Source organism: Escherichia sp. E4702 (assembly GCF_963883545.1).
Lineage (GTDB): Bacteria > Pseudomonadota > Gammaproteobacteria > Enterobacterales > Enterobacteriaceae > Escherichia.
Window position 1 is genome coordinate 204,569 of record NZ_CAWORF010000011.1, and the last position, 14,484, is coordinate 219,052.

Genomic DNA, 14,484 nt, shown 5'->3' on the forward strand with positions numbered 1-14,484 from the left:
CTGGGCAGACAACAGTTCTGATTTTCGGGTCTATGCCCGACCTCCGTTTTTTACAGGCAAAATCACACACATGCGACTTGATAAATTTATCGCACAGCAACTCGGTGTTAGCCGTGCTATTGCCGGGCGTGAAATCCGCGGCAATCGTGTCACCGTCGATGGCGAAATCGTCCGCAATGCAGCGTTCAAACTGCTCCCTGAGCACGATGTAGCTTATGACGGCAATCCGCTGGCGCAGCAACACGGCCCGCGTTATTTCATGCTCAACAAGCCCCAGGGCTATGTTTGCTCAACTGATGACCCGGATCACCCAACGGTGCTCTATTTTCTGGATGAACCTGTGGCGTGGAAACTGCACGCGGCGGGGCGGTTGGATATTGATACCACCGGTCTGGTGCTGATGACTGACGACGGTCAGTGGTCGCATCGCATTACTTCTCCGCGTCATCATTGCGAGAAGACCTATCTGGTGACGCTTGAATCACCCGTAGCTGACGATACGGCAGAGCAATTTGCTAAAGGCGTACAGCTGCATAACGAAAAAGATCTCACTAAGCCAGCGGTGCTGGAAGTGATTACCCCTACGCAGGTCCGTCTGACCATCAGTGAAGGGCGTTATCATCAGGTGAAACGCATGTTCGCCGCCGTGGGTAACCACGTGGTTGAGCTGCATCGTGAACGCATTGGCGGTATTACTCTGGATGAAGATTTAGCCCCAGGTGAATATCGTCCATTAACTGCAGAAGAAATTGCCAGCGTCGGTTAACACTTTCATTTTATTCAGGAGCCCGTTGTGACCACTCGACAGCATTCGTCGTTTGCTATTGTCTTTATCCTTGGCCTTTTGGCCATGTTAATGCCGCTGTCGATTGATATGTATCTGCCCGCGCTGCCAGTGATTTCAGCGCAGTTTGGTGTGCCAGCGGGCAGCACGCAGATGACCCTGAGTACTTATATTCTGGGTTTTGCGTTGGGGCAGTTAATCTACGGGCCGATGGCGGATAGCTTCGGGCGCAAGCCGGTTGTCCTCGGTGGTACGCTGGTGTTTGCCGCGGCGGCGGTGGCGTGCGCGCTGGCGCAAACCATCGATCAGCTGATTGTGATGCGTTTCTTCCACGGTCTGGCTGCGGCTGCGGCCAGCGTGGTTATCAACGCTTTGATGCGCGATATCTACCCGAAAGAAGAGTTCTCGCGGATGATGTCGTTTGTCATGCTGGTGACCACCATTGCACCGTTGATGGCACCGATTGTTGGCGGTTGGGTGCTGGTGTGGTTGAGCTGGCATTACATCTTCTGGATCCTCGCTGTGGCGGCAATTCTGGCTTCGGCAATGATCTTCTTCCTGATCAAAGAAACGTTACCGCCGGAGCGTCGCCAACCGTTCCACATTCGTACCACTATCGGTAACTTTGCTGCGCTGTTCCGCCATAAGCGTGTCCTGAGTTATATGCTGGCCAGTGGTTTCAGCTTTGCCGGGATGTTCTCGTTCTTAAGCGCTGGACCGTTTGTCTACATTGAAATCAACCACGTTGCGCCGGAAAACTTTGGTTATTACTTTGCGCTAAACATTGTTTTCCTGTTCGTGATGACCATCTTTAACAGCCGTTTCGTTCGCCGTATTGGCGCGTTAAATATGTTCCGCTCGGGGTTATGGATACAATTTATTATGGCGGCGTGGATGGTTATCAGCGCGCTACTGGGGCTGGGATTCTGGTCGCTGGTGGTTGGCGTTGCGGCGTTTGTGGGCTGCGTATCGATGGTGTCTTCTAACGCGATGGCGGTCATTCTGGATGAGTTCCCCCATATGGCGGGAACTGCGTCGTCGCTGGCAGGAACCTTCCGTTTTGGTATTGGCGCCATTGTTGGCGCACTGCTTTCGCTGGCGACGTTTAACTCTGCATGGCCAATGATCTGGTCCATTGCTTTCTGTGCGACTAGTTCCATTCTCTTCTGTCTTTACGCCAGTCGACCGAAAAAACGGTGATCTATTGCACAACGGGGAAGCTAAAAGGCTTCCTTTGTTGATGCATGTCAACCGCAAATCTATCATTCCCCCGATATATGTTTATTTTATGTAAACTCAATTTATGTAAAAAGTCACATCATTGTAGTTAAAAAGGTTGAGTTAGATCGCAGAAACGGGTACATATAGCCCCGCAAACGTGACCACGCCCGCAGATATCATTTAAATCAGAACAATAGCGGCCACGCAGGCGAGGCATCAATCTTTACGATCTGTTGAAGGACAGATTGTTGATGATGTGTTAAAATTAATGTAAATAAATTGTGAAGTAAATGTGCTTCCGGGGAAAATAAGTGACTTCATTACAACTCTCAATCGTCCATCGACTGCCGCAGAACTATCGTTGGTCTGCTGGTTTCGCAGGTTCGAAAGTTGAACCGATTCCGCAAAATGGACAGTGCGGCGACAACAGCCTGGTGGCGCTTAAATTACTTAGCCCGGATGGCGATAACGCATGGTCGGTGATGTACAAACTAAGTCAGGCATTAAGCGATATTGAAGTTCCGTGCTCTGTTCTCGAGTGCGAAGGTGAGCCGTGCCTGTTTGTAAATCGCCAGGACGAGTTTGCTGCAACATGCCGATTGAAAAATTTTGGTGTGGCAATTGCCGAACCCTTCTCAAACTACAATCCATTTTAAGCATTAGCTCAACGCCAGTAGCTGACGCGTATACTCCTGCTGCGGTGCGGCAAACACGCGCGCGCACGGTCCTTGTTCCACCACTTCTCCCTGTCGCAGCACGATAACCTGATGACACAACGCGCGGACAACGTGCAAATCATGGCTGATAAACAAATAGGCCAGTTGATGCTTTTGTTGCAATGATTTCAATAGCGTCAATATTTGCGCCTGTACCGTTTTGTCGAGCGATGATGTTGGTTCATCAAGAATGATCAGCGAAGGCTTAAGAATCAATGCCCTGGCAATCGCAATACGTTGCCGCTGACCACCCGAGAACTCCGCCGGATAACGGTGGCGCGTTTCAGGATCTAACCCCACTTCATGCATCACTGCTATCACTTGTTCTTCGCGTTGCACGGCAGAGAGCGTCGGCTGGTGAACCCGTAAGCCTTCCTCAATAATCTGCAACACGTTGAGTCGTGGGTTGAGCGAGGAGTTTGGATCCTGAAATACCACCTGAATGCGATGGCGGATTGGTAATAGCTGGCGGCGATTTAAATTTTGTAATGGCTGACCGTCAAAGACGATGCTGCCCTGAGAGTTAATCAACCGCAGTAGCGCCAGCCCCGTTGTGCTTTTGCCGGAACCGGACTCGCCCACTAAACCCAGCGTTTCACCCGCCCGTAGCGTAAAACTGACGCTTTTCACCACCACATTATGATCGACGACGCGCTTCAGGAGCCCTTTGCGAATGGGGAAGGCGACCTGAAGCTGTTCAACATCAAGCAACGTTGAGGCCGCTTCTGGCAACGGCACCGGGTCGCCTGACGGTTCGCTGTTGAGTAGCTTTTGTGTATAAGGATGTTCAGGGGAGGCAAAGAGCGTAACGGCGTTATTTTGCTCCACACTGCGACCGTTTTGCATTACCGCCACACGGTGGGCCAGTTTTCTGACAATGCTGAGGTTATGAGTAATAAACAGCATGCCCATATTCAGCTCGCCTTGCAGTTCGCGCAAAAGCTGCAAAATCTGCGCCTGGACAGAGACGTCCAGTGCGGTGGTTGGTTCATCGGCAATTAATAATTCCGGTCGCGTTAACAGCGCCATCGCAATCATCACCCGCTGGCGTTCGCCGCCGGAGAGCTGATGCGGGTAATCTGTCAGCCGTTTTGCCGCCTGACGGATACCGACGCGATCAAGGCAGTTAAGAATTTCGCCACGAGCCGCTTCCCGACGCATTCCGCGGTGGAGTGAAAGCACTTCATAAAGCTGTTTTTCCAGGGTATGCAATGGGTTTAATGACACCATCGGCTCCTGGAAAATCATGGCAATCTTATTTCCCCGCACGCCACGCAATGTTTGCTCGTTGGCATGAAGCAGCGATTCTCCATGAAAACGGATATCGCCAGAGAGATATTCAACCGGCGGGGAAGGGAGCAGACGTAAAATTGACAGCGCGGTAACGCTTTTGCCAGAACCTGACTCACCCACCAGCGCCAGCGTTTCGCCAGCCTCAATGTGTAGTGAAACATCATTCACTACGGTACGAACAGTTTGCTGATGGCGAAAACCCACCGACAAATTTTCAATCGCTAACAGAGTTTGCGTCATGCTACACCGCCTTATTAGGATCAAATGCGTCGCGGACGGCTTCACCAATAAAGATCAGCAAAGACAACAATATCGCCACCGACAAGAAGGCAGTGATCCCAAGCCACGGAGCCTGAAGGTTATTTTTCCCTTGTAGCAGCAGTTCGCCGAGTGATGGTGAACCGAGCGGCAGACCGAAGCCGAGGAAATCGAGCGAGGTCAGGGTGGTTATCGAACTACATAAAATAAACGGTAAAAAGGTGAGGGTCGCGACCATGGCATTAGGCAACATATGACGCAGGATAATACTGCGATCGCTGACGCCAAGCGCCTGCGCCGCGCGGATGTAGTCGAAATTACGGGTACGTAAAAACTCCGCCCGCACCACGCCGACCAGACTCATCCAGCCAAACAAGACAGTAATTGCCAGCAGCCACCAGAAGTTAGGCTGTACGACGCTGGAAAGCAGAATAATCAAAAACAGCGTCGGCATCCCCGACCATACTTCAATAAAGCGTTGCCCCCAGAGATCGACTTTACCGCCGTAATAACCTTGCAGCGCCCCCGCCAGCACGCCCATTACACTGGAGCAGAGTGTCAACATCAGACCAAACAGAACCGAGATCCGCGTGCCATACAGAATGCGCGCCAGCACATCGCCACCGTTGGCATCCGTTCCCAGCCAGTTTTGCCGGGAAGGTGGGGAGGGGAAGGGCTTGTCGGTGGAAAAGTTGATACTGGTAGCACCAAAGCGAATCGGTGCCCACAGTACCCAGCCGTTATTTTCCAGCCGTTGTTTCAGCCACGGGTCCTGATAATCAGCCTGACTTGCCAGCGGGCCGCCAAAATCGCTTTCGCTGTAGTTTTTCAATAACGGGAAATACCAACTGCCGTCATAACGCACCAGCAACGGTTTATCGTTGGCGATCAGTTCAGAGCACAAACTCAAACCAAACAAAACGAGAAAAATCCATAACGACCAGTAGCCGCGACGGTTATGACGAAAACGCGCCCAACGGGCCTGATTGACGGGGCTGAGTCGCGACATTAGCGTCCCTCAAAATCAATACGAGGATCGACCAGCGTATAGCTGATATCGCTGACAATATTCAGCAGCAGGCCAATCAGGGTGAAAATGTACAGGGTGCCAAACATCACCGGATAATCGCGCGAGACAGTCGCTTCGTAGCCCAGTAAACCGAGGCCATTGAGCGAAAACATCACCTCAATCAGCAGCGAGCCGGTGAAAAACATGCTGATAAAAGTCGCCGGAAAACCGGCAATCACCAGCAGCATGGCGTTGCGGAACATATGTTTCCAGAGAATATTTTTCTCACTTACCCCTTTCGCACGCGCGGTCACCACGTATTGCTTACGCACTTCATCAAGGAATGAGTTTTTTGTCAGCATGGTCAGCGCCGCAAAGCCACCAATCACTGTCGCCAGCACCGGCAGCGTGATATGCCACAGATAATCGGTGATTTTCTGATACCACGGCAGCGAATCAAAGTTAGCGGAAACCAGGCCGCGTAGAGGGAACAGGTCGAAATAGCTGCCGCCCGCGAAGAAGACAATCAGCAGGATGGCGAACAAAAAGGCTGGAATGGCGTAGCCGATGATGATAAATGCGCTACTCCAGACGTCAAAGCGGCTGCCGTTATAAACGGCTTTGCGAATACCCAGCGGAATCGACACCAGATAGATAATCAGCGTGCTCCACAATCCTAGGGTGATGGAAACAGGCAGACTGTCTTTAATCAGCGTCAGCACCGAAGCGCTGCGAAACAGGCTGTCGCCAAAATCAAAGCGAATGTAGTCCCAAAGCATTTTGAAGTAACGTTCGTGGATCGGCTTATCGAAACCGTAGCGATGGGTGATCTCAGCGATCACTTCTGGATCTAACCCGCGTCCGCCACGGTAATTACTGTCGCTGATATTGCCGACGCCCGTTTGCGCATGGCTGGCACGAACGCCTTCGCCGCCTGCGCCGGGTAATACTCCGGCATGACCAAACTCAATGGCGGCGATGGCCTGGTCGACGGGACCGCTAGGCGCAATTTGCACGATGAAAAAGTTGATGGTGATAATCGCCCATAATGTTGGGATAACCAGCAACAGACGGCGAATCAGGTAAGCGCCCATCTACTCTCCCTGTTTGCTGGCGGACGGCAGTTTGGCCGCTTTATTGACGTCATACCACCAGGTATCGATACCGAGGCTATAGATGGGGCGCACGGCCGGCTGGGAGAATTTATCCCACCAGGCGAGACGGTCTTCCGCCATGTACCACATCGGCAACATGTAATAATTCCACGTTAATACGCGATCCAGGGCGCGCCCCAGAGGCAGTAATTTTTCTTTATTTCCCTGCGCGGCAATAATTTGGTTAATTAGCGAGTCGATAACCGGGCTTTGCACGCCGGGGGCATTATAAGTGGAGTTGATATATTCCGATGACCAGGAAATCTGTAAATCGGAACTGGGCCACGGCATCGCCCGCCACACGCGCGGCATCATGTCATAGTCGCGGCTGCGCATTCGGTTGGTGATTTGCGAGTTATCCACCTTGCGAATGTCCATGTTGATACCCAGCCGTTGCAGGCTATGTTGGAACGGCAATACCCACTGACTATTGCTGCTTGCAGGAAGCAATAATTCAAAGCTGAGTGGCTGGCCTGTGGTGGCATTAACGCGTTGCTGACCCTTCAGCACCCAGCCGGCATCGTTGAGAAGTTTATCGGCATTTAACAGGTTGTCACGGTCGTAGCCATCGCCTTTGGACACTGGTGGCTGGTAGATTTGCGTGAACACTTCTGGCGGTAGATCTTTTTTCATTGGCGCCAGAAGCACCAGCTCAGCGGCGTCGGGGTAATTTCTGGCCGCGTATTCGGTATTCTGAAAATAACTGTTCGTGCGACTCCAGGCATTGTAAAACAACGCCTTATTCATCCATTCAAAGTCAAAGGCGAGGGTGATGGCTTCCCGGACCCGGCGATCGCTGAATACCGGTCGTTGAATATTAAACGCCAGCCAGCGCGTATCCTGGGCTGATTCGTTCTTTTGCTCATCTTTGATAATGTATTTTTTATCGAAATTCTTACCGGTATAGCGCGTGGCCCAGTTTTTGGCGTCGTTTTCCATGCGTAAATCAAAGGCACCAGCTTTAAACGCTTCGAAGGCAACATTATCGTCGAGATAATAATCGTAGCGAATGGTATCGAAATTCCAGCGACCACGATTTACCGGTAAATCGGCCGCCCAGTAATCTTTAACGCGAGAATAAACAATATTCTGGCCCATTTTCCAGGATGTAATGCGGTACGGACCACTGGCAAGCGGAGGCGTAGAGAGCGGGTCGCTAAGTTTATGATCCTTCCAGTACTTTTCTGGAAATACCGGCAGCGAAAACAGACTCAGCATATCTTCTTTGCCTGGTTTGGCTAATTCAATACGCACGGTTAATGGCGCTATGGCTTTGACCGTTGTGCCTTTGTATACCAGGCGAAACTGCGGCACGCCCTCGGTCATAAATTTTTGAAAAGTAAACTCAACGTCGCGCGCGGTAATCGGCGAACCATCATGAAAACGGGCGCGCGGATTGATAGCGACTTCTACCCAGGAATAATCTTCAGCATAGCGTGCGCTTTCGGCAATCAGCGGGTAATAACTGCCGGGTTCGTCATCGGAAGTGGTAAATAGCGTGTCGTACAGTTGCTCGGTGCGTGCGCCGGGGTTTCCGCGTAGTGCATAGCGGTTAAAATTATCGAAGGTACCAATGGAGGATAACGTTATTTGCCCGCCCTTCGGCGCAGCGGGATTCACATAATCAAAATGGTTGAAATTAAAAGCATACCGGGGTTCTCCCAGCACCGCAAAGGCATAGCTTTCCTTGATAGCTTGCGCCTGCGCACCGAAGGTGAACAGGGTGATAAACAGCAGCAGTATGCGCACAATCATCTGCAACGGATTTCCTTTTACTCATCATTAGCCGCAATCCGGCATGCTTCAACTATGAATAATAAGGGACACAAGCACACCTTACCACTGCGGCGTATGCGGTTTCTCCAGCCAGCGGACAAAATCATCTATCGGTAAGGGGCGGCTAATCCAATAGCCTTGCAGGAAATTAACACCGCGCTCACGTAGCCAGCGCGCCTGTTCCGGTGTTTCGACACCTTCAGCAACCGTCAGCATATTGAGACGTTTCGCCAGCGTGAGCACCGCGTCAAGCACCGGAGATGTGACCGTTTCCGTACCTATAGCATTGATAAATCCACGGTCAATTTTCAGATACTCGAGCGTGAAGCGTTCCAGATAGATAAGCGCGCTGTGTCCGGTGCCGAAGTCATCAATAGCAATTTCCACGCCGACAGAGTGCAGCCAGGCGAACAGTTTTGTGGCCTCATGCTCTTTCAGCATATCGCGTTCGGTTATCTCCAGTACAATCTGGAAATGGTGCGCGGGTAGGGAGGCGAGCAGCCGATGTATATCCGCTTTAAAGCTCTCGCTGTGCAGATGTTCCGGTGCGATATTAATGCCAAACTTTATGCCCACCGGCAGTACGTTTTGTAATTCAGCCGCATCACGGGCTATAAGCTCAAACAGATGCTGGGTTAGCGGCACGATCATCTTTTGCGATTCGGCATATTGAATGAAGGCATCCGGCGGGATTTCACCTGCAACAGGGTGACGCCAGCGTAGCAGCACTTCCAGGCCCGTGACCCGCAGCGTTGGTGTATCAACCACCGGCTGATACACCAGGTAAAATTGCTCACGTTTGATGGCAGCCATAATTTCTCTGCCAGGGCGCATACGCACACTCATCAGGTAATAGCAGAGCAGGCCAACGACAGTTCCACTCATACCGCCCAGTAAAAACGCATACCACACATCGTTCCATGTCCAGTCATCAGCATAAAGACGCACAGTCAGCGGAATGCCTGTTATTTTGGTTTCGCGTACTGGTTTGCCGGATAACTCACGGACGTTCATCAAATGCGACGAAAATGTCGAAAGCACGGTATCGCCAATAATGAGTGCGATTCCGTCGAAATCTTGCTGACGAGAGCTATAGAGAAGATATGGCGTCAGGTGCAGGTTTAATGCTGCAAAAACGCCGCTATTTTTCAATAAAGGGTTGCGATACCAGATGACGATAGCAGGTTTGTTGGGCACCATTGGCGTGCCTGGCAACATCGCCATATCGACGTCTTTGTTAATATCGAGCGCCGGGATCAACTCATTGAGCGGTATATCCATTTCCCCCGTCGCTGATGAACAAAAGCTCTTTTTATCCTTCACCAGCACAAATGTGCGAACATTCATGCTAAACGCCGCGCGGGCAGTTAGTTCAGGGTTAGCCTGCTGACAGGTATCTAAGGTGAGCGGCTGTAGGCGGTCAGTGGTTAATTTCAGGTCGGCGAAGTAGGTATCGAGATACTTTTGTACGTCGGTAATCAGTGTGTCGTATTTGACTTCGTGTTTATGCCAGGCAACCAAAAACTGAAGACAGCTGACCAGTATTGCAATCATCACGCCCGCAATAATGCAGGTAAGCAGGATCTTACGTCCGGAAGAGGGAGCGCGTATGAACATGGTTCCGTTAATATTCCCGAGATTACGACAACGCTGAAGTGGAAGAGAATGACGGGACTATAGCCTGGTTCAAGGCACGGAAACATCATTTTCTATGATGAATGAAAACAAAAAAGCACTGCTTAAGCAGTGCCTTCAGTTAACTCGTCAGGATAGCCAAGGGATTGCATCCAAACGGTTTATTAGCTGCGGCTAAGAACCCGACGTGCTTCGTTGTAACGCTTTTTCCAGTACGGCTCATTCATGCTGGAAATAATAACACCACTGCTGGTGGAAGCATGAACGAACTGATTGTTGCCGATATAAATACCGACATGGCGTCCAGTTGAACCGGCACGGAACAGAACTAAGTCACCTGTACGCAAATTACTGCGGGAAACTGACTTGCCCATTTCCTGCTGTTCATAAGTTGAACGAGGAAGTTCTAAGCCAAATTGTTCACGGAATGTACGCTGTACGAAACCAGAACAATCGATACCTTTTTTAGTGCTGCCACCCAGACGATAACGTACGCCTTTCCAGTCAGCATACTGATCCATAATTCGCGATTTTACGTCGACATTACGAACCAGATTTTCAAATTCATCCTGAGAAGCTTGCAGTGATGATGTTTCACTACCCACTGCACGTGTCTCAGGATGCATATTCTTTGCGGTGTTATTTGCACTACATGCAGAAAGCAGAACCGCTACTGCAATCGCGGGAATCCCGCGCAAGATATATCTCAAAATCGGTTGAGATTTGACCATGTTGTTTGTTTTCCCTTGAAGTCCTTAACGACAAATATCGTTATAAAAAAATGCCAAGCGACACGAGACTAATTACCTGGGCACGTTGAAACAATTCCTTAAGGCCAAATCTGTGGACTAACGCACAAAATTATATGCTGTGAGGATAATCTACCGCCGAGGCAAAACGTGTTCGAGATTACCCGATTGACGCGGTCTTGGCGAGCGGTTTTACATGATTTTTTATAAGAAAAAGTGATACAGAAAGTTAATAAACGGGATTGGTCAATTAAAGCACTGTTGTCTAAAAGATGCGCAATCCATTCATTTGCTTAGAGAATGATCATTTCACTTAATGAACGAGAGCAAAGTCGCACATCATCAGGATTATCCCTACTATGAAAATAAACCTGATGATGTTAATTACTGTGAGTTATTTGTTTTATGAATGTTTATTTTTTCCAGGCAGTGATTTGTCAAAAAAGGCGATTAATTGATCACTTAAAGGTGTCATTAGCCACCAGGGCAACCCAATCAATATCACCGTCATGGAACCGACAATGATATCGGTAAACCAATGTGCGCCAATCATCACTCTGGGAAATGCAAAAACCACAAATATAATAAGGGCGATTACTCCTGCGACTTTTCCGAAATATCGCCACATAAAAGCGGAAAAAATAAGCAGCATCATGCCATGATCGCCGGGAAAACTATCTCGTGAGGCATCTTTCGTTGGAACAGATAGCAGTTCGCTGACGCGGTTAATATCTGTAAAGGTCAATGTCGGACTGGCCCGTTTTACCGGAATAAATGCCTGGCCCAACTGGTTTAATACCACTGCGGTTAACAGCATGACCAGACCAATAATCACAATACGCCGTCTGCCGGGTGCGTTTTCTTTCAGCCAGAAACTCAGCATCAGTATTCCCATCGCCAGCAGTGAACAACCGTCGAAGGCGCGATTATTAGTCAACGCAACCAGCCATAAAAAAGTCTTGCTTTCGACCAGTTTCTGATTAAAAAAATAAAAAATATCCGCGTCAATCGGCAACCAGAATCCGTGATTGGCGGGAATGTACCAGGAAAGAAACAGCGCGAGGCCGACAATATTTAACAGCACTATTTGCGGCAAATTTTTGATCATATTTTCTCTAATTATCTTACTGAAAAACGCAGGCAACCTTACGCGTTGGTCGCTAAACGAAGCTTCAACAGCGCGCTCTGTAAGGCGTTCCAGTCAGTTTCGTTGCTGGAAATCAGCTCAATGCGGCTATCTGGTGGTGCAACGTTTTGCGTTTCAATGTGCAGGTCATCGCCCTGACGGTTGATGCGCACAAGACCTTCTGGTATCCGCATCACGCCTTTTACGCGTCCGACCGGTGCAAGTCGCGCCCATTCCAGAATGCCAATGGTGTCGAACACGGTATCAGCGTCGAATATCCAACCGCAGGCCTGGTGTCCTTGTCCGCTATTCAGACTGCGACGCCAGCGTTGATGCTCTGGCAGGCTTAATGCCGCTAATCCTTTTTTCTCGTTATGTTGATGCGAATGGGCAGCGCTGGCGGGCAACTCAGTTAAATTTCGACGAGGTAAATCCAGAAGATGACCTTCAATTTGCCCATGATCGCTGTGAATTAATTGCCGTTCGCCACCGTTTTGTTGCCACCAGCGTTGTAACGCTTGCTCGCTTTCTGGCGTAGCACGGTCGGATTTATTGGCGACAATGATGTCTGCGGCAGCCAGTTGATCACGGAAGTTTTCATTACCGACGCTTTTTTCGTCCAGCAGCAGGCGCGGATCGAGAATGCACAACGTGGCGCGCAGATCGATCCACGGTTCATAGACCGGCGCGGTTAACAGATCGAGGATCTGTTTCGGATGACCCAGTCCGGTCGGCTCTATCAGCAAGCGGTCTGGTTTTCCCTGGCGCAGTAAGGTATTCAACCCTACCTGCATGGGTAAACCATTAACGCAGCACATGCAGCCGCCGGGGATCTCTTTCAGCAATGCGCCGCTATCGGCGAGCAAAGCTCCATCAATTCCAACTTCCCCAAATTCATTAACCAGAACCGCCCATTTTTCGTTGGGATCTTTGTGGGCTAGCAGATGAAGAATAGAGGTTGTTTTCCCGCTGCCGAGAAAACCGGTGATGAGGTTGGTCCTGGTCACAACGGCTCCGCAATAATCAGATGAGTTAACTGTGCGTTAATCCTGGCTAAAAAAGGCGGAAAAGAGAAGAGAGAGGGCGGACGAAGCGATGCTCCATCCGCTTTAACCGCAGAAATCGTTAAATTTTGAGGGTGTTTAATAGCGCCTGATGCGTGCCGAACTGCGCGATTTGTTGCCAGGCTTGTTCGATGGCCTGCACAAAATGCGGGTTATCTGGTAGGTCATCACCGAATACTTCACGCAAAGAAAGCAGGGCGGTGACGCGTTGTTCACTGCTACTGCCCGCAACGAGGTTGTGAATTTTATCGTAAAGCGGATCGCGGACATCGATAGCTTTTCCGGCATCATCTACGCCGCTCACATAGCGCATCCAACCTGCGACGCCTAATGCCAGTAACGGCCAGTTTGTTTCGTGAGCCAGATGAATGCGAATTCCTGCCAACATGCGTTGCGGTAATTTTTGACTGCCATCCATCGCGATTTGCCAGGTCTTATGTTTCAGCGCCGGATTGGCAAAACGTTCAATTAACGTATCCGCATAGTATGTTAAATCGACATCTTTAATCCGTAGCGTTGGCGCTTGCTCATCCAACATTAATGTTCTGGCGGCATGGCGAAATGCGCGGTCCTGCATGCAATCACTAATATGGGCGAATCCAGCCAGGTAGCCCAGATAAGCGAGAAAAGAGTGGCTGCCATTAAGCATGCGCAGTTTCATCTCTTCCCACGGCAGGACATCATCCACCATTTGTACACCTGCGATTTCCCAGGCTGGGCGCCCTGCGACGAAGTTATCTTCCACCACCCACTGGATAAACGGCTCGCAGCTAATTGCACAGGGATCATTCACGCCCAGATATTGGCTAATTTCTGCCAGTGATTCTTCCGTTGCTGCCGGGACAATGCGGTCGACCATGGTTCCCGGAAAGCTGACGTGTTCTTTTATCCACTCGGCAAGTTCTGGAGAGCGTTTTTCAGCCATCCCCAGCACCGCATTTTTCACCACATGACCATTGTCGGGAATATTATCGCAGGAAAGTACGGTAAACGGCGCAAGGCCACGTTCACGACGGCGTTTCAGCGCTTCGACAAGAATGCCTGGCGCGGAGTGAGGTTCTTCCGGGCTTTGTAAGTCATGAATAATCCGCGAATTATTGGTATCAAGCGCACCGGTGGCCGGGTCGATACAATAACCTTTTTCGGTAATGGTCAGGGACACAATTGCCACCTGCGGTTCGCAAAACTTCTCAATAATCGCCGCTAAGGAATCCAGTTTTGCATTCAGGCATTCATGAACGGCCCCGACAATAATCGCCTGATTGCCGTCTGCGCCTTTCTCCAACACGGTATATAAATGATCCTGTTCGCGAAGTTGGCTCATTAGCCGATCGCCGCTGAACAAACTGATTTCACAGATCCCCCAATCGCTGCTCTGGGCATTCAGCACACGGTCGGTCAGTAACGCCTGATGTGCGCGGTGAAAGGCTCCAAAGCCAAAATGAACGATACGGGATTTCAATTGCTGGCGATCGTAACGTGGAGTGTGAATGTGAGGCGGGAACGTAGTGGAGGCAATTGTGTTCATAGAAGTCACGTCTTAGTAACGATTGATTAACAACGCTAGTGTAAAGTTATATGACAGCAATTGAAATTGGTCTGGATTGTTAATGCGATGAAGTGTGAGGACGATCAATTTACAAGTGAATATTGCAGGCGAAAGGTGTTCAGGAGGCGCAAAATGAAGGATTGGTATAAT

General features: G+C 50.1%; 12 protein-coding genes. 3 read left to right on the plus strand and 9 right to left on the minus strand.

Annotation, left to right across the window (positions count from 1 at the left end; translation table 11 throughout):
- The first annotated feature begins 70 nt into the window (after positions 1-70).
- From rsuA to AACU94_RS05395, 3 genes are all read left to right on the plus strand, one after another.
- A complete protein-coding gene (gene rsuA, locus AACU94_RS05385) occupies positions 71-766 on the plus strand; it encodes a 16S rRNA pseudouridine(516) synthase RsuA (RefSeq protein WP_130207114.1) in 696 nt (231 codons plus the stop codon).
- A gap of 27 nt (positions 767-793) precedes the next feature.
- Entirely contained in the window at positions 794-1,984 is a 1,191-nt protein-coding gene (gene bcr, locus AACU94_RS05390) for a multidrug efflux MFS transporter Bcr (RefSeq protein WP_000213385.1), read from the plus strand.
- Between the two features lie 332 nt (positions 1,985-2,316).
- Positions 2,317-2,661 carry a YejG family protein gene (locus AACU94_RS05395; protein ID WP_064526789.1) on the plus strand — a complete coding sequence of 115 codons (345 nt, stop codon included), beginning with the start codon at positions 2,317-2,319 and terminating at the stop codon, positions 2,659-2,661.
- A 3-nt stretch (positions 2,662-2,664) separates the two neighbouring features.
- On the opposite strand, the gene yejF is transcribed toward AACU94_RS05395, so the two are convergent.
- From yejF to AACU94_RS05440, 9 genes are all read right to left on the minus strand, one after another.
- Positions 2,665-4,254 carry a microcin C ABC transporter ATP-binding protein YejF gene (gene yejF, locus AACU94_RS05400; RefSeq protein WP_135489062.1) on the minus strand — a complete coding sequence of 530 codons (1,590 nt, stop codon included), beginning with the start codon at positions 4,252-4,254 and terminating at the stop codon, positions 2,665-2,667.
- A 1-nt stretch (position 4,255) separates the two neighbouring features.
- On the minus strand, positions 4,256-5,281 hold the full coding sequence (locus tag AACU94_RS05405) for an ABC transporter permease (protein WP_000088924.1): 1,026 nt from the start codon (positions 5,279-5,281) through the stop codon (positions 4,256-4,258).
- Entirely contained in the window at positions 5,281-6,375 is a 1,095-nt protein-coding gene (locus AACU94_RS05410) for a microcin C ABC transporter permease YejB (protein ID WP_135489063.1), read from the minus strand. Before AACU94_RS05410 ends, AACU94_RS05405 begins: the two co-directional genes overlap by 1 nt.
- Complete coding sequence (locus tag AACU94_RS05415; RefSeq protein ID WP_135489064.1) at positions 6,376-8,190, minus strand: extracellular solute-binding protein; 1,815 nt, start codon at positions 8,188-8,190, stop codon at positions 6,376-6,378.
- An 81-nt stretch (positions 8,191-8,271) separates the two neighbouring features.
- Entirely contained in the window at positions 8,272-9,828 is a 1,557-nt protein-coding gene (locus tag AACU94_RS05420) for a cyclic di-GMP phosphodiesterase (RefSeq protein ID WP_130207104.1), read from the minus strand.
- Positions 9,829-10,010: 182 nt separating this feature from the next.
- On the minus strand, positions 10,011-10,577 hold the full coding sequence (mepS, locus tag AACU94_RS05425; RefSeq protein ID WP_000241011.1) for a bifunctional murein DD-endopeptidase/murein LD-carboxypeptidase: 567 nt from the start codon (positions 10,575-10,577) through the stop codon (positions 10,011-10,013).
- 421 nt (positions 10,578-10,998) lie between these two features.
- A complete protein-coding gene (lpxT, locus tag AACU94_RS05430) occupies positions 10,999-11,703 on the minus strand; it encodes a Kdo(2)-lipid A phosphotransferase (protein WP_130257509.1) in 705 nt (234 codons plus the stop codon).
- A 38-nt stretch (positions 11,704-11,741) separates the two neighbouring features.
- Positions 11,742-12,728 carry a zinc-binding GTPase YeiR gene (gene yeiR, locus AACU94_RS05435; protein ID WP_130257510.1) on the minus strand — a complete coding sequence of 329 codons (987 nt, stop codon included), beginning with the start codon at positions 12,726-12,728 and terminating at the stop codon, positions 11,742-11,744.
- Positions 12,729-12,846: 118 nt separating this feature from the next.
- Positions 12,847-14,313: a mannitol dehydrogenase family protein gene (locus AACU94_RS05440; protein ID WP_135489065.1), complete on the minus strand. Its 1,467-nt coding sequence runs from the start codon at positions 14,311-14,313 to the stop codon at positions 12,847-12,849.
- Positions 14,314-14,484 lie beyond the last annotated feature (171 nt).

What these genes read in the sequence shown, in the direction of transcription:
- rsuA (WP_130207114.1), top strand. Translation starts at nt 71, where the DNA reads ATGCGACTTGATAAATTTATCGCACAGCAACTCGGTGTTAGCCGTGCT.
- yejF (WP_135489062.1), bottom strand. Translation starts at nt 4,254, where the DNA reads ATGACGCAAACTCTGTTAGCGATTGAAAATTTGTCGGTGGGTTTTCGC.
- AACU94_RS05405 (WP_000088924.1), bottom strand. Translation starts at nt 5,281, where the DNA reads ATGTCGCGACTCAGCCCCGTCAATCAGGCCCGTTGGGCGCGTTTTCGT.
- AACU94_RS05410 (WP_135489063.1), bottom strand. Translation starts at nt 6,375, where the DNA reads ATGGGCGCTTACCTGATTCGCCGTCTGTTGCTGGTTATCCCAACATTA.
- AACU94_RS05415 (WP_135489064.1), bottom strand. Translation starts at nt 8,190, where the DNA reads ATGATTGTGCGCATACTGCTGCTGTTTATCACCCTGTTCACCTTCGGT.
- AACU94_RS05420 (WP_130207104.1), bottom strand. Translation starts at nt 9,828, where the DNA reads ATGTTCATACGCGCTCCCTCTTCCGGACGTAAGATCCTGCTTACCTGC.
- mepS (WP_000241011.1), bottom strand. Translation starts at nt 10,577, where the DNA reads ATGGTCAAATCTCAACCGATTTTGAGATATATCTTGCGCGGGATTCCC.
- lpxT (WP_130257509.1), bottom strand. Translation starts at nt 11,703, where the DNA reads ATGATCAAAAATTTGCCGCAAATAGTGCTGTTAAATATTGTCGGCCTC.
- AACU94_RS05440 (WP_135489065.1), bottom strand. Translation starts at nt 14,313, where the DNA reads ATGAACACAATTGCCTCCACTACGTTCCCGCCTCACATTCACACTCCA.